We start from the raw sequence: 18,730 nt of genomic DNA, 5'->3' as shown, positions 1-18,730 counted from the left end.
ACTGCAAATGTATCATTATTTTGCTTCAAATTCCGTATTTTCGCCCGTTAATATAGTAAACGACTTGAATATGAACGTACAAATCATTAATAAATCGAAACATCCGCTTCCGGCTTATGCCACTGAACTGTCCGCAGGAATGGACATCCGTGCTAATCTTTCAGAACCTATTTCGTTAGCTCCGATGCAGCGTTGCTTGGTACCTACGGGATTATATATTGCCCTGCCGCCGGGATTCGAAGCACAAGTACGTCCTCGTAGTGGTTTGGCTATAAAGAAAGGTATTACTGTGTTGAACTCTCCGGGAACGATTGATGCCGATTACCGTGGGGAAGTTTGCATCATCCTTGTAAACCTGTCATCGGAGACTTTTGTGATAGAAGATGGGGAACGTGTAGCCCAGATGGTGATAGCACGCCACGAACAAGCCACCTGGCAGGAAGTGGAAGTGTTGGATGAAACGGTGCGCGGTGCCGGTGGTTTCGGCCATACGGGAGTGTAACAATTGATAAATGCAACTGATGATGAAGATTAGATTTAACATACTATCGCTTTTCCTATTGTGCGCGTTACTTGTATCGTGTGGCACTTCCCGTCAGGGAGGTAAGAAGCAACGGAAAGGGATGAAGACGCAGGTTGTGCTTACGCCCGAACAACAGCGTAAATACGATTACTTCTTTCTGGAAGCCTCCCGCCTGAAGATGCAAAATGATTATGGAGCTGCTTTCGATTTGTTGCAGCACTGTCTGAGCATCAATCCGAATGCGTCATCGGCTCTATATGAAATATCGCAATATTACATGTTCCTCAAACAAGTTCCTCAGGGACAGGCAGCTTTAGAAAAAGCTGTGGAGAATGATCCGGATAATTACTGGTATAGTCAGGGACTGGCAAGTCTGTACCAGCAACAAAACGAGATGCAAAAGGCTACTGACTTGCTGGAAAGCATGGTCACCCGCTTCCCGGATAAGATGGATGCTCTGTACGGCTTACTGGAAATATATAATCGTTTGGAAGAGTATGATAATGTGATTACTACTCTGAATCGTCTGGAAGAAAAAATGGGTAAGAACGAGCAGCTCAGTATGGAGAAATTCCGCATCTACTTGCAGATGAAAGATAATCAGAGTGCTTTCCGTGAGATTGAAAGTCTGGTGGAAGAATATCCGATGGATATGCGTTATCAGGTAGTGCTGGGGGATGTCTATATGCAGAATGGCAAGAAGGATGAAGCTTACAACATGTACAAGAAAGTACTTGCTACCGAACCGGATAATGCCATGGCCATGTACTCATTAGCATCCTACTATGAGCAGACCGGACAGAAAGAACTCTATGAACAGCAATTGGATACCCTTTTGTTGAACAAGAAAGTACCATCCGATACTAAACTGAATGTGATGCGCCAGTTTGTGGTTGAGAATGAACGGGCAGGCAAGGATAGTACTCGTGTGATTACTCTTTTCGACCGTATCCTGGAACAGGATCAGGACGATGCACAAATGCCTATGCTCTATGCCCAATATCTCCTTTCTAAAGGGATGAATAAAGAAACAATGCCTGTGCTGGAACAGGTGTTGGACATAGATCCTACCAACACAGCCGCCCGTATGACGCTTCTGGGTGAAGCGGTTCGTAAAGAAGATTATAAAGAAGTGATCCGGCTTTGTGAGGCAGGTGTTGAATCCAATCCGGATATGTTGGAATTCTATTTCTATCTTGCTATAGCTTATAATCAGGCAGAACGGGCAGACGATGCACTTGCCGTTTGCCAGAAGGCATTGGGAAACATTACGGAAAAGAGCAAGAAAGAAGTCGTTTCGGATTTCTATGCCATCATGGGTGATATTTATCATACGAAAAAGATGAATGCAGAGGCCTATGCCGCTTATGATTCTGCATTGGTTTACAATTCGGCGAATATCGGAGCCATGAATAACTATGCTTATTATCTTTCTCTGGAACGTCGTGATCTGGATAAAGCGGAGGAAATGAGTTATAAAACCGTGAAGGCTGAGCCGAATAATTCTACTTACCTGGATACTTATGCCTGGATTTTATTTGAGAAAGGTAATTATGCTGAAGCACGCCTTTATATAGACGATGCTATGAAGAATGAGGGTGATAAGAGTGACACCATTGTAGAGCATTGCGGTGATATCTATTATATGACCGGTGATGTGGACGGTGCCTTGAAGTATTGGAAGCAGGCCCAGGAAATGGGCAGTGAGTCCAAAACATTGAAAAAGAAGATTGAGAAAAAGAAATATATACCAGAATGAGAGTATTACACAGCAAATACAGCACAGCAGGATGTATTCGTATCCTGCCCTTTTTGCTTCTCCTAAGTCTAGTGCTAGGTCTTTCCGGCTGTAAGACTTCCCGGAAAATGACTTCATCAACAGGAGAACCCCGCTATTTGTCTTCTAAGGTACAACTGACCATTCCTAATAAAGGAGGTACAGTTACAGTGAATGGTACAATGAAGCTTGTGAGCGGAGAACGTATGCAACTTTCTTTTTTGATGCCTATTCTTCGCAGTGAAATAGCTCGATTGGAAATCACTCCCAACGATGTACTGGTCGTAGATCGTATGGGAAAACGTTATGTTCAGGCTACCCGCAAAGAATTGAAAGACATCCTGCCTAGGAAGGCAGACTTTGCCTATCTGGAAAAGATTCTTTTTGATGCTGCCAAACCCGGTGGTAAGGCCACTTTGACGGGCAAAGAACTGGGTATCCCTTCTTTAGAGAAAGGTAAAATTGTTCTTACTGACTTCTCGAACAAAGAGATATCGTTGACACCTACTCAGGTGTCTTCCAGATATACTAAAGTTGAATGGACTGAACTTTTAGAGATGCTGGCGAAGTTATGAGACATTTTCTTTGTATCTTCATAGGTTGTTTCTGTCTGGCTCTGCCGCTTTGCGCCCAATCCAACAAGATGATAAAAGAGTTGGAAAGTAAACGGGGCGCTTTGCAAAAGCAGATAGCTGAGTCGGAAACACTCTTGAACACTACAAAGAAAGACGTAGGTAGCCAGTTGAACGGGCTTGCCGCCCTTACCGGACAGATAGAAGAACGGAAACGGTACATCCTTGCCATCAATAATGATATGGAGACTATAGATCGTGAACTCTCCAAACTGGAACGTCAGCTAGTTCGCTTCGAAAATGACTTGAAGGATAAGAAAAAGAAGTATGAGTCTTCTGTCCAATATCTGTATAAGAATCGTTCCGTTCAAGATAAACTTCTTTTTATTCTTTCGGCCAAAACACTGTCGCAGACTTATCGCCGTTTGCGCTATGTACGTGAATATGCCGACTATCAGCGTCTGCAAGGCGAAGAGATTCTGAAAAAACAAGAACAGGTCAATCAAAAGAAAACAGAACTGCAACAGGTAAAGAAAGCGAAAGCCAGTTTACTGAAAGAGCGTGAAGTCGAGAAAGAAAAGTTGGAAGTTCAGGAAAAAGAAAAGAGGACTTTGGTGGCCAACCTGCAGAAGAAACAACGCGGTTTGCAAAATGAACTCAATAAAAAGCGTAAGGAAGCCAACCAGCTGAATGCACGTATCGATCGTTTGATAGCCGAGGAAATAGAGAAAGCCCGTAAACGTGCAGCTGAAGAAGCCCGCAAGGAAGCTGCTGCCCGTAAAAAAGCTGCTGCTAAAGAAACGAAATCGGCTGCAAATTCTTCTTCCGAAAAGGCTACAACGAAGAAAGCGGCGCCTCTTGAAACCTATACGATGGATAAGGCAGACCGGGAACTTTCCGGTAGCTTTGTCAGTAACCGTGGCAAGTTGCCAATGCCTATTACCGGACCTTATATTATAACCAGCCGCTATGGGCAGTATTCTGTAGAGGGGCTTCGTAATGTGAAACTGGATAATAAAGGGATAGATATTCAAGGCAAGCCCGGTGCACAGGCACGTGCTATCTTTAATGGAAAGGTGGCTGCTGTTTTCCAACTGAACGGCCTTTTCAATATCTTAATCCGTCATGGAAACTACATATCTGTCTACTGTAATTTATCTTCAGCCTCAGTGAAGACGGGCGATACTGTAACTACCCGGCAAGTCCTCGGACAAGTATTCTCGGATGGTGCAGACAATGGACGTACAGTGCTGCACTTCCAGTTGCGTAAGGAGAAGGAGAAACTGAATCCGGAGCCGTGGCTGAATAGGTAGCGTATCAGGTATAGTTTTGTTTTACCTTATTGATTCTTTTATTTTTCCTAAAGGATAATCGGGTGTTAACCAAGGTTGACAGGCTTGTCAACGGCAGTTAACAGACCCGTTGACCAAGGTTAACAGGCCTGTCAACCTTGGTTAACACCTGAAACTGCCAGTATCTTGATGCGATAATCTCTTGGCTTTGATGTCTTTCTCCCTTATGTCAGATGTCTTTATCCCCTTATATGAAAGCAGCTGTCTTGGGGAGGAGGGGTTAGAAATCGATGGTTGCTCCATCCAGAAGATCAAGATACAAGCCGACGGCTTCTTCTATCTCTTTTATAAAGATAAACTCATCTGCAGTGTGGGAACGACTACTCTTTCCCGGACCCATTTTGAGAGAAGGAAATGACATGAGTGCCTGGTCGGAGAGGGTAGGAGAACCAAAAGGCACACGTCCCATTGCCACAGCACGTTGTACTATCGGGTGTTGTTCTTCTACGTGGGAAGAACTTAAGCGGAACGAACGTGCTTTGGCTTCGCAAGAAATATGTTTTTGTATTTCGGCAAATAGCTCCTGGTTGCTATAACATTCATTACTGCGGATATCTACCACAAATGTGCAACGGTCTGGGATTACATTGTGCTGTGTACCTGCATTTATTTGTGTTACACTCATTTTTACAGGACCTAACAGCGGGGATACTTTTTCAAAGCAATGATCGCGGAACCATGCGATATCTTCCAATACCTTATATATAGCATTGTCTCCTTCGTTTCGTGCAGCATGTCCGGCTTTACCATAAGCAGTTACATCCAGTACCATTAGTCCCTTTTCTGCAATAGCGGGCTGCATCTCGGTAGGTTCGCCTACAATGGCAAAGTGGATCGGAGGAAGTTCCGGTAATACACACTCGATACCACCCTTTCCGGACACTTCTTCTTCACAGGAAGCAAGATAAATGAGATTGTATTTCTGCGTGGTGCGGCAAAGCTGTAGAAAGACTTGCAATAGGCTGACAACGCTTGCGCCGGCATCATTACTTCCCAGCCCGTATAGTTTTCCGTTACTTTCCAAGGTTGGGGTAAATGGGTCTTTTCGCCAACCGTTCACGGCTTTCACGGTGTCAATATGTGAGTTTAGTAACAATGTGGGTTTATTTAAATCGAACATCGGGCTGAGACACCAGATGTTATTGCCTTTTCGCCCGGTTGTCATGCCCTGTAGCTCAATATAATCCTGTAGATAATCTGCCGCTTTTTCTTCATCGCGGCTTATGGAAGGAATAGCAATCAGAGACTTAAGAACTCCGGTTGCCTCAGAAACCATTGTAAGTATATCGTAAGCCATATCTTTCTCAAATAAATTATCAAAATGCAAATTTATGGATAAATCTTGATATATGCTTAGAAATGGTTTCTGATTTTTCTTTTTATAAGTCTCTTATTGGTCTCTTCTTGATTCTCTTTCCAGTCTGTTTTTCTGTTTTCACTTACTGCATAGTCATAAAAACCTCCTCAATTCGTATCTTGATGAAGTTATGTTCTGAAAATCAGAGCAGTTGTTAAATTATTTACTTAAATTTATTATTTATGGAATCTATTAAAACTAAATTCAAATCTTCTTCTACGGAGAGTAAACAAGTAAAAAACAGTACCTCACCGAATGCTTTCTTACAACCATTTATGCAAGAAATAATCCATCGTATGCATGCATTGGGCAAAGTACGTACTGGAGAGACTTATACCAGTACGCTTAATAGTTTCATGCGTTTTCTTCAGGGTAGAGACATACTTTGGGAAGAGTTTGATGCGGATTTATTGGTCTCTTATGAAGCCTACCTTAAATCCACTGGCGTAGATATGAATACTGTTTCCTTCTATAACCGGATTTTGCGTGCCGTATACAACCGGGCGGTAGAAAAAGGACTTACCGTGCAAAGGTATCCTTTTAAATATGTGTATACAGGGATCGGAAAGACTGTCAGGCGCGGGCTTTCCTTAAAGGTAATCCGCAACATCAAGCATATGGAGTTGTCAGCACTTCCCTTGCTGGATTATGCCCGTGATATGTTTCTCTTCAGTTTCTACACTCGTGGTATGTCATTTATAGATATGGCTTATTTGAAGAAAAGCGATCTGAAGAACGGGATTCTTTCTTATCGGCGTAAGAAAACAGGACAACGCCTTTTGGTAAGGTGGGAAAAAAATATGCAGGAAATACTCGATAAATATCCAGTGACACAAGGTTCTCCTTATTTACTTCCTATCATTCGCGAAGTGGGGATAAAGGAGAGGACACAATACAATAATGCACTTCATCTTGTGAATAGGAAGTTGAAATTTATTGGGAAAATGTTGGATGTATCCATTCCCTTGACTATGTATGTTGCCCGCCACTCATGGGCAAGTGTGGCTAAAAATAAAAATATTCCCCTTTCTGTCATAAGCGAGGGAATGGGGCATGATTCTGAGAATACGACATTGATTTATCTTGCCTCACTTGATACTGCGATCGTGGATAGCGCTAATCGGTTGATCATAAATTCTATATAGGCAAATTTTCGAGGTGCCATCTCTTCCCAAGAGATGGATTGGGATTGCAAAATTATGATAAACAGTAAAATTATCCAAGCACCTACCTGATTTTTTTTATCAAGTAATACCAGTTGTATATTGATTTGTATATTGGAATATCACTTTGTATATGCCTATTTCCCCCCTTTCTTTTGGCAGATTATACTACTATCCATCTCTTGGGAAGAGATGAATCCTGAAACGACAGTTTGAAAAATATATCTGTCAAAAATATAGAACGCTTGGACACTATTGAGAATTGCGATTGTATTAAAAACAATGAGTAGTGATTTCAGTAATATCTATGTTTATTCTGAGTACTTATCATTGTTCACTACCGGCGGTATATAGGCCGGGCATATAGTATTTTGTTTGATCTCTATTTTAGGAGACTTTATTGATAGATTGATAAATCTTTCTCCACAATATATGGAGAAATATATATTTGATATTAATAAATCTTATATATGGGAAAGATGACTTTAAAACTTTATGTGTTTTTGTTTTTAGGTCTTTTTAGCATGGGAGCCAAATGTCAGGAGGTGGCTCTAAAAAGTAATTTGCTATACGACGTTTTCGCCACGCTGAATGCGGGGGTGGAGGTAGGTCTTGCGGACAGATGGACGTTGGACGTGTCGGCCAATTATAATGGCTGGACCCTCTCTCACGACCGGAAGTGGAAACACTGGCTTCTGCAACCCGAGGCACGCTACTGGTTCTGCGATCGGTGGGCGGGTCATTTTGTGGGTGCGCATGCCCTTGTCGGACAATACAATGTGGGAAATCTGGATAATAACCTTTCTTTTCTCGGAACCGACTTCTCCGGGCTCTCCGACAAACGTTATCAAGGTTGGTTTGCAGGTCTCGGGTTAGTGTATGGCCATTCGTGGATACTTAATAAACATTGGAATTTGGAGGCTTTGTTTGGTTTCGGGTGGGTTTATACTCGCTACGATGTCTACCCATGTGCGCATTGTGGGACAAAAGTGGCCGAAGATAAATCACACAATTATATAGGTCCCACGAAAGCGGCAATCAACCTGGTTTATACATTTTAAATTTTACGGTTATGGATGTAAGATATGGAATAGCGAAGATACTGATTTACGCCTTGTTGCCCCTATGTGCAGCACCGGTGCTGAAAGCCCAGTCACTGATGGACGGGCAGATGGAAGTGCGAAACCTGGCAGTGTCCAGACAAGAAGATAAACTGTTTGTCTCCCTGGACCTTGATGTCTCGGCACTCAAGGTCGGCACGAACCGCGAAGTGGTGTTTGCCCCTATACTTAGCAAAGGCGAACATCTGGTAGAATTACCGGCAGTGATGGTAGCGGGACGGAATCGCTACTATCATCATCTGCGCAACAAATCTACCGTGAGCCTCGATAAACTCTACCGTAGCGGCGAACGGGATGTCATAGAATACCGCTTGGTAGTGCCTTACGAGAAATGGATGACCAACGCCGCTTTGAATGTTTCCAATACTACCAACGGATGTTGCGGTGCCCCCATTCTGAATGACATATCTCTGTTGGAGAACGTACTTCCGGAAAAGAGCGTGATGACTTTCTTCCCCGAATACGTCTACATACGTCCGAAGGCTGAACAAAAAATCAACCAGATAGAGGGCTCAGCCTACATCGATTTTCCTGTAAACCGTACGGAAGTGTATCCTGAATACCGCCGTAATCCGCAAGAATTGAAGAAGATTCTTGCTACGATAGATGCCGTGAGAGAAGATGCTGATACCCGTATTCTTGCGATCAGTATCAAGGGATACGCTTCGCCCGAAGGTTCGTACACAAACAATATACGCTTGGCTAAAGGGCGTACGGCAACGTTGAAAGAATACGTGCGCAAGCAATACCATTTCCCCGACTCTCTGTTCACCACCAGCTATGAACCGGAAGACTGGGAAGGTCTGAGACGCTTTGTGGAAGGCTCGCATCTGACTCATCGCGATGAGATTCTGCGATTGATAGACAGTGACATGGAACCGGATGCCAAAGACCGTAAGATTAAGGTGAATTATCGAGATGATTATGCCTATCTGTTGCGCGAAGTCTATCCCGGGCTGCGTCACTCCGACTACGTGGTGCGTTATGAAGTGCGTGCCTATACTGATCCGGAAGAAATAAAGCATCTGTTACGGACGCAACCGCAGAAATTGAGCTTGGAAGAGATGTACCTCGTGGCGCAAGACATGGAACCGGGCAGCGAAGAGTATAATGAAACTTTCGAGATAGCTGTACGCATGTTCCCCGAAGATGCCACTGCGAACTTGAACGCTGCCAATACCGCTATGCGCTTAGGCAACTTGCCTTTAGCAGAAAAATATTTGGAAAAATCCGGTGATACGTCCGAGGCAGCTTATGCTCGAGGCATCCACGCTGCCCTTTCCGGCAATTATGAGGTGGCCGAAACATTGCTGAAAGAGGCTGACCGGAAAGGACAGGAAAAGGCCAAAGAGATGCTGAAACGCTTGGAAGAGGTAAGAAAGAGTTTGGAATAAAATAAGAAAACAGAAGAATCAATCGGATAGAATAAACTTAATTATAGAACATTTAATTTGATTACGCTATGAAAAAGAGATTTTGGAGCAATTTTTTCATGGGAATCTTGGCAATAGGACTTATTGCCGGATGTAGCAACGACGAATGGGAAGAGGGCGGAAACACTCCGAATCCAGATTCGGAGGATGCTGTGTATATGAATGTGCAAGTGCAGTTGCCGGTGGCAGGGGCAGGAACACGCAGTGAAACCAACACACCTGGGGATGGTGATTACGGGACAAGTACAGACGGGACTGAAGTTGGAAAGGATTATGAAAATGAAGTAAAACGGGTTTTATTGGTGCTGGCCGATAAGGCAACCAATAAGCTCATTGCCTTTGGCTTGGATACGGAGGATTTGACTATAAGTAATACGACTGTCAAATCTACTCATAAGATTAGTAAAACTACATTAGCCAGTTATTACGAAAAAAAAGGAAAAAACGGAGTACTGGAAGATAATCAAATCAATGTATATGTTTTCTGTAATCCGACTAAAGGCCTGACAGATTTTTTTGTGGATGGAAGAAATGATAAAAGCGACTGGATGAATAAAATAGCTGAGATAAACGAAACTCCGAATGGTGATCTGAGTGGTCAGGATGCTTTGGCTTGGGGAGGAAAGGACTATAAAGGTGGTTTTCTGATGTCTACAGCTAGTGATGCGGATGTCTCAAAAAGAATTCCTAAGGATTTGAAGACATGGGATGCGCATACCTCTTCTGCTAAAGCGTTCAATTTGTCGGGTAAGAATAATGCTTCCAGCACTGATACTGAGATAAATAATGGGGGAAGTATTAGAGTGGAGCGTGCGGTTGCTCGTTTTGACTTTAAGGATGGAAGCAAAAACCGTGATCAAAAATATGATGTGGTAACAGAGAATAAAGGTGAAAGTACAGTCACGACCATTCAGATTGAATTGCAGAAAATGGGACTGGTGAACATGAGCAAACATTTTTATTTCTTGCGTCGTGTATCTGCGGATGGCTTGAATGACAATTCTACACTTTGCGGTGTAGAAATGGCAAATAATTATGTAGTAGATACTGATGCGCAAGCAAAGTCGGCAGATAATCTCGCTTCATTTGATTTTGGAGGAAGTTTTAATTTCTGTTTGGGATCTTCTGCAAGCGGAGCTTGGGCTATTGATAAAGTAGCGCGTGAACAGTGGTATAACGTATCAATATCTGATGTGATTAAGGGAGATAATGATGAATGGCGTGATAAAGACTATCACATCTGGCGTTATGTAACCGAAAACACGATTCCTAGAGCCGATAGCCAAAGGAATGGTATTACTACAGGTTTTGTATTCAAAGGTAAAATGGTAGCGACTACGGATGCCAGTGCTGATTTGCAGAAAGTAATAAATGAAGCTACTGGTGATCCCGACGAAGATCCTATTTTATATGTGTACGGTAGTCACATGTTTGTTCGCTGGAGCGAAGTGCGTGCATATGCTATTGAAAATAAGACTGACCACATTTTCTATGAAACTGTATTTGGTAAGAAAAATACAGCGGAAGTAGTAGCGGGTAGTAATGCTGTTTATAGTAATGATGATACAAGTCCTGATTATTGGTGGGATAAATGGTATAATGAGGGGAAACATGCTGATGCGGATGCACTTAAAAAGTTCAAGAAAGCTGCAACAGGTGCTGAGTTCACTCTTTATCAGTCTAGTATAGATTCGGAAAATAATAAAGGATATTTCTGCTACTATTACTATTGGAACCGTCACAATAATAATGGCAACGATGGCGTAATGGGGCCGATGGAATTTGCCGTGGTACGTAATAATGTCTATAAACTTGCGGTGACGGGAATTAAGCAGCTTGGCCATCCACGTGTAACAGAAAACGACCCGGATCCCGTAGATCCGAACAAGCCGGATGAAGAGGGCGATGTTTATATCACTCTTGCCGTTGAAGTACTCCCCTGGACCGTACGCGTAAACAATATCGAATTCTAAGAAAACCGACCGGATATGCAAAGCAGAAAGCGGAATATAATTTCACAGTTTGCCGGCATGGTGCTCAGCGCTGTGTTGGCAACTGTTGCCTTGTCCTCGTGTGAGCGGATATTCGAAGACCTTGACCCATGTCCGCACGGTGTATCGCTACATTTCGTCTATGACTACAACATGGAGTTTGCCAATGCGTTCCCCAGGCAAGTAGACTGCCTGACGCTCTACATATACGATGACAAGGACAATTACGTAGATACAAGGATAGTGACAGGGACGGAATTGCAGGACGAAGATTACCGGATGACACTGGATCTTGAAAAGGGAAATTATCATTTCGTGGCATACGGAGGGTTGGCGTGCGACAAAAGTTCTTTCTCCCTGTTGCAAGCGCCCGCGGCAGGCGGCAAATGGACAGACTTGCGCACTGCCATGGATGCTGATTGCCTCACCGTGCCCGAGCGCCGCAACCTGCATGATATGTTTTGGGGACAACTCACCCTCGCCACTGCCGACCTCTATAGTGAAGGAACAGTGAAGATGATGAAGAATACCAACAGCATACGCATCGTGTTGCAGCATGTAGACGGAACACCGGTTAAAGCCGATGACTTCGACTTCGAAATCATTGATGACAACACGTTCTTCAACTATGACAATGACCTGTTGCCCAACGGCGATGTCACCTACATTCCCTGGGCTAAAGGACAAGCGCAGACAGGTGTCTCTATCGTAGGTCCCGACCAAGTGGTGCCCCAGCCCGTCGAAGTGGCCTATGCCGAACTCTGCACCTCGCGGCTGATGACCAAGAATTCTCCGCGTCTGCTTGTGAAGCGGCACGAAGATGGAGGAACCGTGATAGACTTCCCGCTCAACAACTATCTGTTGCTGATGCGCAGCGACCGTTACAGCAAGATGGGCGACCAAGAGTATCTGGACCGCGAAAGCCGCTGGACGCTCTACTTCTTCCTACAAGCGGGCATTTGGTTGCAGACGCGTATTGTGGTGAACGACTGGGTGGTGAGAATCAACGACATCGAAATGTAAAGAAGAGAACAAGAATAAAGAGTAAGAGAACGGAAACTCAAAAAACAAGTTTATCAATCAGGAAAAAACGTCTTAAATGAAATTGCAGTATCGACATATCATCGGACTTGGCCTCTTGTGCGTTTTTTTGCTGGGGTTCGCATCGTGCGCCAACGAATCTTTCGACCTGCCCTGCGGAGAGGCGGAAGAGAACAGCATATACCTTACTTTCCATACAGCCGTGGCGGGAGTCTTCACCCGCGCAAACGAAACGCCCGATGATGCCCGCATCAACCAGTTGCTTGTGGTGATTGTCTCGGAAAATAGGGCCCCGGAAGAGGGAAATGCCTTGGAAGGAGAAACTGGCAATGCAAATGAAGCTGGCAAGAGATGGGGGGTAGAGCACAGCCGTTTGGTGAAAGGCGTTTCCGGCATCGGCGTGCCACTGACCGACGAATATACTTTCAAGGTGAAAGCCGGTTGCAGGAAAAGAATCTACCTGTTGGCGAACTGCGTCGGGCTGATAGATGGCCGGGAGGAAAAAATCGACTTAAGCAACGGCTCTTTTATTCCGGAAACTTCCCTTGCTGCTCCCGATAAGGAAATCGGCAAGGCCCCGATAGATGATTTTGTATTCAATCTGAGCGATGCCGAAGGCGGTTACCGATACGACCCCATCTTGGGCATTCCCATGACGGCCATGTATGAGATTGAGATACCCGATAAAAAGGACATAGAGAAGGATGAATTTTCTATTCCGACTCCTCTTTATGTGGTACGTGCCGCCACTAAGTTTTCTTTCAATTTCATCAATCGTTCTTCAAGGCGGAACATCACTGTGACCGGATTCTCCCTCACTAAAGCCGTCGGGGACCGGATGTTTCTGATGCCGCATGTGAACAGGAATGCCGAAGGAAAATACTGGGTAGTGAATTCGGAACGTGATGCTGCTGTATCTTTGCCTGAAACCGATTCCCCGGACGCGAACCACAAGGTGACGGAATGGGACTGGATAAACTGGATGGCTGCGGAAGCAAAGAAAACCGAAGGGAACGGCAATATAGAATACCAATGGCTGACCGACTATGATATACCGCCCGTGGACGCTTCGGGAGGAGAATCCGGTGAAGAAAGCTCTCGTGTCAGGGTCGATTTCAAAAGTCCGGTGACGGTTCCTGCCATATCGGCAAGCGGTGTCAACGAACCTATACCTGTTTCATCTGAATCCGCTTATCTGCCCGAAAGTCGTACGCTGAAAACTATCGGCACCGAAGAGGGCGGCACAACAGGAAGCGGTGCGGTTGCTTCCGATTTGAAGTTGCAGGAATATGAACTGACCGTCTATACAAAAGAAATATTTCTGGATGAAGAATCGGAAAATGGCACTACGCAGCGGAGAGAGGTCGAAAGAAAATATAGTGCTGGTTTGGAGCATCTTGCCTCCCTTTTCCGCAACACGCACGTAAAGGTAAATGTCAGTTTCAATGATTATACGCTCGACTGGGAAGTGGATGTGGAACCTTATTGGGAAGTGGAGCTGGATCCTGTATTCGGACTGGGCGACCCGGAAAAGCCGGTTAATCCGGAGGAATAAGAAAATACTGAAGAACTAATTGCTCCTTATAGTATAGAAACATACTTGAAAAAATGACAGAAGATATGAAACACAACTTTTTGACATACATATTTTTATGTGTACTACTTCTTTGTACGGCTTCCTGTAAGGATGAGTTGCTGTATGGTGGCGGAATCATAGGTGAGGGGGAAAGCGTCATCAGCGGAACCGTGAAGTTCAAACCCCTTATGCCTGCGCTGAACGGGAGTACACGTACGCCTGGTGATGCGATAAAGGATATCAACAGCCTTTGTGTGCTACTGTATGATGTGGAAGGAAAGTTAGTGAAGAAATATCCGTTAATTGAAGCAAAAGCCGGAAGTATCCCCAAAGAAGGGGAATACGTGCTTTCGGAAGAAGAGCGCACAGACCACAAAACCGAATCAATCGGTGGTGAAAACAAGGATCTTCCCCCCGCCGAATCCAAGACTCCCCATGCGGACTTCAAACTGACCGTTCCTTTCGGGTATTATTATATCTATGCGGTGGCAAACATGGACGACCTCTCCGAATACGAGGAGGCTATAAAGACAAAAGAGGGATTAAAAAGTATTTCCCTTAAATGGAACGTGGCGAACATTGCTGCCAATAAACAAATGTTCGGATTCTTTAGCGAAGCTTCTACGGAGGCTGATGCGCCATTGCTGACTATCAATAAAGGGGGGATGGTATTGCATGCTTGGATACGGCGGGCGGCATCAAAGATAACGATTGCATATGATGGATCTAAACTTGAGGAAGGGATATTCGTTTACCTTAAATCCGTAACGATTAGAGATATTCCATCTGTCTGTCTGTTAGGAGATACGAATATCATACAAAAAGTAGAAGATCTTGTGACGGTAGGAGAGTCTATTGATTATGCAAAAGGTGCGACAGAGTATAATGAGTTCTGGAAGGCCCGTATCACCAAAGGTAAGCCGTATTATTATTCCGGTTGTGAGGTTGCTTTGACCAAAGACGAGTACGAGAAAAAAGGTGGTAAAAAAGCAGCTCATGCTGAAGATTTAACGTCGCTTTTCTTTTACGAAAACATGCAAGGTAACGGAAAAGATAAACGGCAGGACAAGGAGGGGGACGGAGTGCTTGATGCTCCCGGTTTTGAAGACGACGAGACGTATAGTTTGAAAGATGACAAACCTTATGGCACCTATATCGAAGTAGAAGGTTATTATCACTCTATTCATCCAGAGAGACCTGGAAGTGGAAAAATTAAATTTCGTTTTATGCTTGGTAAGGATGTGGAAACGGATTACAATGCTGAACGAAATCATCACTATAAATTGACATTAGTGTTCAATCGTTTTGCCAATGATGCTGACTGGCATATTGAGTACAAAGAAGAGGTGCCTAGTATTCAAGCACCTGTGCCTTACTATATTTCATATCTTTATAATCATTCGGCAACAATGCCTGTAAAGGTTAATGTGCGGGAGGGGTATCGGTTGAAGTCATTTGAGGCGAAGATTGATTCAAATGCTTGGGCACCTTATAAACCGGACCCAGCATTGGAGTATTTTAAGCAAATGGATCCGGATGCGACTCCTACTGCTCAGAAGAATGTGTGGAATGGATTTCTTTCTTTACGAAAGACTAAAATGACTGTGATTGAAGAGACAGATAATAGTGGTAAAAAATGGACTAATCAAACCTATTATGAAGAACATCAACGTGGTAGTAGGGTTTATTATAAAGACGGAGAACTGAATACCGTAGATAATATTGCCACTGATGGTACATATACGATGAAATATGATCAAGACAAAAATGTATATATTTTCAATTTACCCATATATACTCGTGCTAAACAGATGATACCCGTTACCGGATATACTGGAAATAATCCTTATGTAGCTTACCAGCGTAAGGCCGTGATTAAATTCACGGCTGTAATGGAGAAAGTGGGTGATCCTAATGATACGGAAACAGTAGAGGGTAAATCTACAGTCATACAAGTACGTCGTGTAGTAAATCCCAAGGGTGTTTGGCGCGAATATAACTCAACTACGCCTTTTCATGTTGTCTTAAAACGTCTTCCTAAGGAATCCAGTGACTCCTTCGAAACCTTTACTTCAGAAGGGGCGTGGAAAGCTTATGTAGTGAGAGGACCAAAGAATTTTGTTACTCTTGATGGAGGGAGTGACACAATAAAGGGAAGTACGGGTACTCCTATTGATTTTACAATCGGATTCAATGGGGAAATAAAAGAAACGGAGTCGCGTTGTGCTATTGTTCGGGTGGAATACCATAATTACAGTTGCGTTCATTTGATATTTGTTCGTCAAGGTAAAGCACCTATGGCTTTAATTTCGAATGGAAGAAAATGGCATGCTTGTAATATGAGAACCCAAAACAAAGAGGGGCAATGCCCGTTGGATGAAGGTTCATTGTTTAGATTCGGCAATTGGAAGGAGCCGCTTGATGCGGTAAATAATTCTTTTAATAATTTTAATAGCGAGGGCTGGAAAGAATATGTAATTGCAGGAGATATTAATAATAAGAAGAAGTGGATAGATATAGCAGCTGATACTTATCAGGGGAACTTTGAATCTGGTACTGTGGATGGGAAAACAGTTGTGGTAGCTTCTTTACAAGACTATGAAGTCTTGTGGAATAATGATGATATTGAGCAAGCTTATGGAGTGCTTTATGGAAATGAGGCGACAGAGACGCTTTCCAAAACAGAGGAGGTATATGGATATATATATAGCAAGCATCAAAAAAAAGGTGACACAGGAGCTGGTTATGGAATGCGTGGAACTTTTGTATATAACACATCGGAAGATGATACCTATGGTGGCAGGAATCTGTTTTTTCCTATAGGAGTGGCTGGACATGGACATCGTAAACATAGAGATCGGAAAGATAGCTGGGAATCTGCCGTATTAAGATACGCTGCGGGACGAACTGAAGCTATGCCTGCCTCTGAGGCAAAAGACAGGCCTTTGCTTTTTGACCTTTATCGGCGTCCTGGGGCAATCTATTGGCTTGATAAAAATGCAAATCTAACACGAAATGGAACGGTTTATAAAGATGTTATAGCTTGGGATTTTAATTATTTTACGTTGGATTTTAATTATATGCCTGCCAATAATGTATTTAAAAAGGAGCTAGGCGAACCGGATGAACCTGATGCCAAGAGTAGGACAAATCACAGTGATGCCTGCTTCATTCGGTGTGTAGAGGATCCCTGATTTCTTGTTCGGTGAAAATGAGTAGTAAAATATTTCTGTTGCTATGCCTTATGTTTGCCGCTATCCTCGTCCCCCTGCGCACTCCCCAAGAGCGTGCCGCCTACCTTTTGACGCACTTTTGGGACAGTTTGAACTTTGCGGATACCCTGCACAGCCGCAACTCCATTTTTATGGAACAGAACCTCATTAGCTATTTTTCCCTCTTCCCGCATGTTCAAGCCGAAGCCCGTATCATGGCTGTAAAGAGTTTGATGCAGCGTGCTGAAGTTGACGAAACCGCTTACCGACTCTTGGCACGACTGGCAGAGAAGCATCTCTACACTTTCGGCTCACCCATGCAGAATGAAGAATACTTCATTCCCTTTTTGGAAGAAATTGTAGGTACCTCCCTACTGGACGAAACAGAAAAGTCGCGTTTTCGTTTTCTGCTTTCCGCTGCCTTGAAGAACCGTCCCGGCACAATGGCAACCGACTTTACTTATCTCACACCTAATGGTGAATTGCAAACCTTATACACCGTCCCTGCTACCTATAGGTTATTGCTATTGTTCTACGATCCCGATTGTTTACATTGTCGGGAAATCATCACCGCTTTGAGCACCGCTTCCTGTCTGCAACAACAGATAGAAAGTGGGCAACTTACCGTGCTTGCCATTTGCGTAGGAGAAGATCGAGACTTGTGGAACTGTTCCTTGAAAGATCTGCCTACCCAGTGGCTTACAGGTTTCGATATGGGTTGTATATGCCAGGAAGAACGCTATTTATTACCTGATATGCCGATGATGTATTTACTTGATGGAGAGAAACGGGTGGTGAAGAAAGAAGTGTCGTTGCATCAACTTCTGTTGAAAATTCAAGAGTAATGCTGTGGTAAGCCAATTGAAAAATATACAGAAAAGGGCACTTATGGTGCCCTTTTTCTAATCATTCTATATTGTTTAGAACATAAATCCTAAAGAAATCATCAGATTCCGATTCTTGGTTCCTGCATCTGAAGTTTCTGTTAAACCGAAATCGTAACCAATGGAAATCTGGTATTTTTTGCTGAACTCCATACCGGCTTTTAACCCCAAACCAAGATCAAAACGTTTGAAACCGTCATCACCGAAAATATTTTCAGATGAAGTACCAATACTGGATTCAAGTTCATTCTTGATTTCGCCCGTTGTTTTTAACTTCCCGAATAATCCGATTCCAATATAAGGACCTGCATTAGCAAATAAAGTGAAATTATCATTTACAGCATATTTGTAACCGATATGTACAGGAATCTCTAAATAGCAAGGATTCAGTTTGATACTACCTAAAGCGCCGCCATCTACTTTAGCTCCTTTTAAAGAAAGTAATGCGCTGAAATCCATATAAGCTCCTTCTGTTACTTGGGGCAATCCAAGTTCTGCCTTAACACCAGCATGGAAACCTACCCGGCTATCAAAGCCGCTAACTTTGATATTGCTTACATTCATACCTGCCGTGATACCCCATCTGAGGCTTTCCTGTGCGTTTACACTCCCTAAACCTATCGCCAGTATGGCGACTAATGCTAGAATCTTTTTCATATCAGTTAAGTTATTGTATTGATATTTAAAAAACTATCGGCTACAAATATATACATATATTTGTGTTTCTT

At 43.5% G+C, this 18,730-nt stretch carries 14 protein-coding genes; 12 read left to right on the top strand and 2 right to left on the bottom strand.

Annotation, left to right across the window (positions count from 1 at the left end; translation table 11 throughout):
* The first annotated feature begins 70 nt into the window (after positions 1 to 70).
* Genes dut through BWI44_RS09865 form a run of 4 tightly spaced genes read left to right on the top strand, consistent with a single transcriptional unit; the run spans position 71 to position 4,185 of the window.
* On the top strand, positions 71 to 502 hold the full coding sequence (dut, locus tag BWI44_RS09880; protein ID WP_021968203.1) for a dUTP diphosphatase: 432 nt from the start codon (positions 71 to 73) through the stop codon (positions 500 to 502).
* A gap of 19 nt (positions 503 to 521) precedes the next feature.
* On the top strand, positions 522 to 2,282 hold the full coding sequence (locus tag BWI44_RS09875; RefSeq protein ID WP_394368901.1) for a tetratricopeptide repeat protein: 1,761 nt from the start codon (positions 522 to 524) through the stop codon (positions 2,280 to 2,282).
* A complete protein-coding gene (gene lolB1, locus BWI44_RS09870; RefSeq protein ID WP_007660698.1) occupies positions 2,279 to 2,875 on the top strand; it encodes a lipoprotein insertase outer membrane protein LolB1 in 597 nt (198 codons plus the stop codon). Before BWI44_RS09875 ends, lolB1 begins: the two co-directional genes overlap by 4 nt.
* Positions 2,872 to 4,185, top strand: coding sequence for a murein hydrolase activator EnvC family protein (locus BWI44_RS09865; protein WP_195208716.1), 1,314 nt, complete (start codon positions 2,872 to 2,874; stop codon positions 4,183 to 4,185). Before lolB1 ends, BWI44_RS09865 begins: the two co-directional genes overlap by 4 nt.
* A 259-nt stretch (positions 4,186 to 4,444) precedes the next feature.
* Here BWI44_RS09865 and BWI44_RS09860 read toward each other — a convergent pair whose 3' ends face one another.
* Entirely contained in the window at positions 4,445 to 5,521 is a 1,077-nt protein-coding gene (locus BWI44_RS09860; RefSeq protein ID WP_195208717.1) for a M20 family metallo-hydrolase, read from the bottom strand.
* Positions 5,522 to 5,763: 242 nt separating this feature from the next.
* Here BWI44_RS09860 and BWI44_RS09855 point away from each other — a divergent pair, with 242 nt between their 5' ends.
* The 8 genes from BWI44_RS09855 to BWI44_RS09820 all read left to right on the top strand — a co-directional run bounded on the left by BWI44_RS09855 (position 5,764) and on the right by BWI44_RS09820 (position 17,963).
* Positions 5,764 to 6,726 (top strand): tyrosine-type recombinase/integrase, encoded by a 963-nt coding sequence (locus tag BWI44_RS09855; RefSeq protein ID WP_186972276.1) that lies wholly within the window; start codon positions 5,764 to 5,766, stop codon positions 6,724 to 6,726.
* Between the two features lie 497 nt (positions 6,727 to 7,223).
* The gene (locus BWI44_RS09850) at positions 7,224 to 7,805 is read left to right on the top strand and encodes a DUF3575 domain-containing protein (protein WP_171032072.1); all 582 of its coding nucleotides are present in this window, start codon (positions 7,224 to 7,226) and stop codon (positions 7,803 to 7,805) included.
* An 11-nt stretch (positions 7,806 to 7,816) separates the two neighbouring features.
* Positions 7,817 to 9,259 carry a DUF3868 domain-containing protein gene (locus BWI44_RS09845; protein ID WP_195208718.1) on the top strand — a complete coding sequence of 481 codons (1,443 nt, stop codon included), beginning with the start codon at positions 7,817 to 7,819 and terminating at the stop codon, positions 9,257 to 9,259.
* 68 nt (positions 9,260 to 9,327) lie between these two features.
* Positions 9,328 to 11,271 carry an Mfa1 family fimbria major subunit gene (locus tag BWI44_RS09840; protein ID WP_195208719.1) on the top strand — a complete coding sequence of 648 codons (1,944 nt, stop codon included), beginning with the start codon at positions 9,328 to 9,330 and terminating at the stop codon, positions 11,269 to 11,271.
* A gap of 15 nt (positions 11,272 to 11,286) precedes the next feature.
* Entirely contained in the window at positions 11,287 to 12,312 is a 1,026-nt protein-coding gene (locus tag BWI44_RS09835) for a FimB/Mfa2 family fimbrial subunit (protein WP_195208720.1), read from the top strand.
* Between the two features lie 76 nt (positions 12,313 to 12,388).
* A complete protein-coding gene (locus tag BWI44_RS09830) occupies positions 12,389 to 13,885 on the top strand; it encodes a hypothetical protein (RefSeq protein ID WP_195208721.1) in 1,497 nt (498 codons plus the stop codon).
* A 65-nt stretch (positions 13,886 to 13,950) separates the two neighbouring features.
* On the top strand, positions 13,951 to 17,100 hold the full coding sequence (locus BWI44_RS09825) for a DUF4906 domain-containing protein (protein ID WP_130069913.1): 3,150 nt from the start codon (positions 13,951 to 13,953) through the stop codon (positions 17,098 to 17,100).
* A 17-nt stretch (positions 17,101 to 17,117) separates the two neighbouring features.
* Positions 17,118 to 17,963 (top strand): DUF5106 domain-containing protein, encoded by an 846-nt coding sequence (locus BWI44_RS09820; protein ID WP_118216820.1) that lies wholly within the window; start codon positions 17,118 to 17,120, stop codon positions 17,961 to 17,963.
* Between the two features lie 75 nt (positions 17,964 to 18,038).
* On the opposite strand, the gene BWI44_RS09815 is transcribed toward BWI44_RS09820, so the two are convergent.
* Positions 18,039 to 18,659, bottom strand: a complete 621-nt coding sequence (locus BWI44_RS09815) for a porin family protein (RefSeq protein ID WP_118216821.1) — start codon at positions 18,657 to 18,659, stop codon at positions 18,039 to 18,041.
* Between the last annotated feature and the right edge of the window lie 71 nt (positions 18,660 to 18,730).

Origin of the sequence: Bacteroides sp. Phil13 (genome assembly GCF_001940965.1) — a bacterium.
GTDB classification, from domain to species: Bacteria; Bacteroidota; Bacteroidia; order Bacteroidales; family Bacteroidaceae; genus Bacteroides; species Bacteroides intestinalis.
Note: the sequence above shows the minus strand (reverse complement) of the source record. Positions and strands in the feature narration are given on the sequence as shown.

Excerpts from the sequence above, each read along its gene's own strand:
- lolB1 (WP_007660698.1), top strand. The coding sequence starts at position 2,279 with ATGAGAGTATTACACAGCAAATACAGCACAGCAGGATGTATTCGTATC.
- BWI44_RS09865 (WP_195208716.1), top strand. The coding sequence starts at position 2,872 with ATGAGACATTTTCTTTGTATCTTCATAGGTTGTTTCTGTCTGGCTCTG.
- BWI44_RS09815 (WP_118216821.1), bottom strand. The coding sequence starts at position 18,659 with ATGAAAAAGATTCTAGCATTAGTCGCCATACTGGCGATAGGTTTAGGG.
- BWI44_RS09835 (WP_195208720.1), top strand. The coding sequence starts at position 11,287 with ATGCAAAGCAGAAAGCGGAATATAATTTCACAGTTTGCCGGCATGGTG.
- BWI44_RS09875 (WP_394368901.1), top strand. The coding sequence starts at position 522 with ATGATGAAGATTAGATTTAACATACTATCGCTTTTCCTATTGTGCGCG.
- BWI44_RS09845 (WP_195208718.1), top strand. The coding sequence starts at position 7,817 with ATGGATGTAAGATATGGAATAGCGAAGATACTGATTTACGCCTTGTTG.
- BWI44_RS09855 (WP_186972276.1), top strand. The coding sequence starts at position 5,764 with ATGGAATCTATTAAAACTAAATTCAAATCTTCTTCTACGGAGAGTAAA.
- BWI44_RS09820 (WP_118216820.1), top strand. The coding sequence starts at position 17,118 with ATGAGTAGTAAAATATTTCTGTTGCTATGCCTTATGTTTGCCGCTATC.
- BWI44_RS09850 (WP_171032072.1), top strand. The coding sequence starts at position 7,224 with ATGACTTTAAAACTTTATGTGTTTTTGTTTTTAGGTCTTTTTAGCATG.
- BWI44_RS09830 (WP_195208721.1), top strand. The coding sequence starts at position 12,389 with ATGAAATTGCAGTATCGACATATCATCGGACTTGGCCTCTTGTGCGTT.
- dut (WP_021968203.1), top strand. The coding sequence starts at position 71 with ATGAACGTACAAATCATTAATAAATCGAAACATCCGCTTCCGGCTTAT.
- BWI44_RS09840 (WP_195208719.1), top strand. The coding sequence starts at position 9,328 with ATGAAAAAGAGATTTTGGAGCAATTTTTTCATGGGAATCTTGGCAATA.
- BWI44_RS09825 (WP_130069913.1), top strand. The coding sequence starts at position 13,951 with ATGAAACACAACTTTTTGACATACATATTTTTATGTGTACTACTTCTT.
- BWI44_RS09860 (WP_195208717.1), bottom strand. The coding sequence starts at position 5,521 with ATGGCTTACGATATACTTACAATGGTTTCTGAGGCAACCGGAGTTCTT.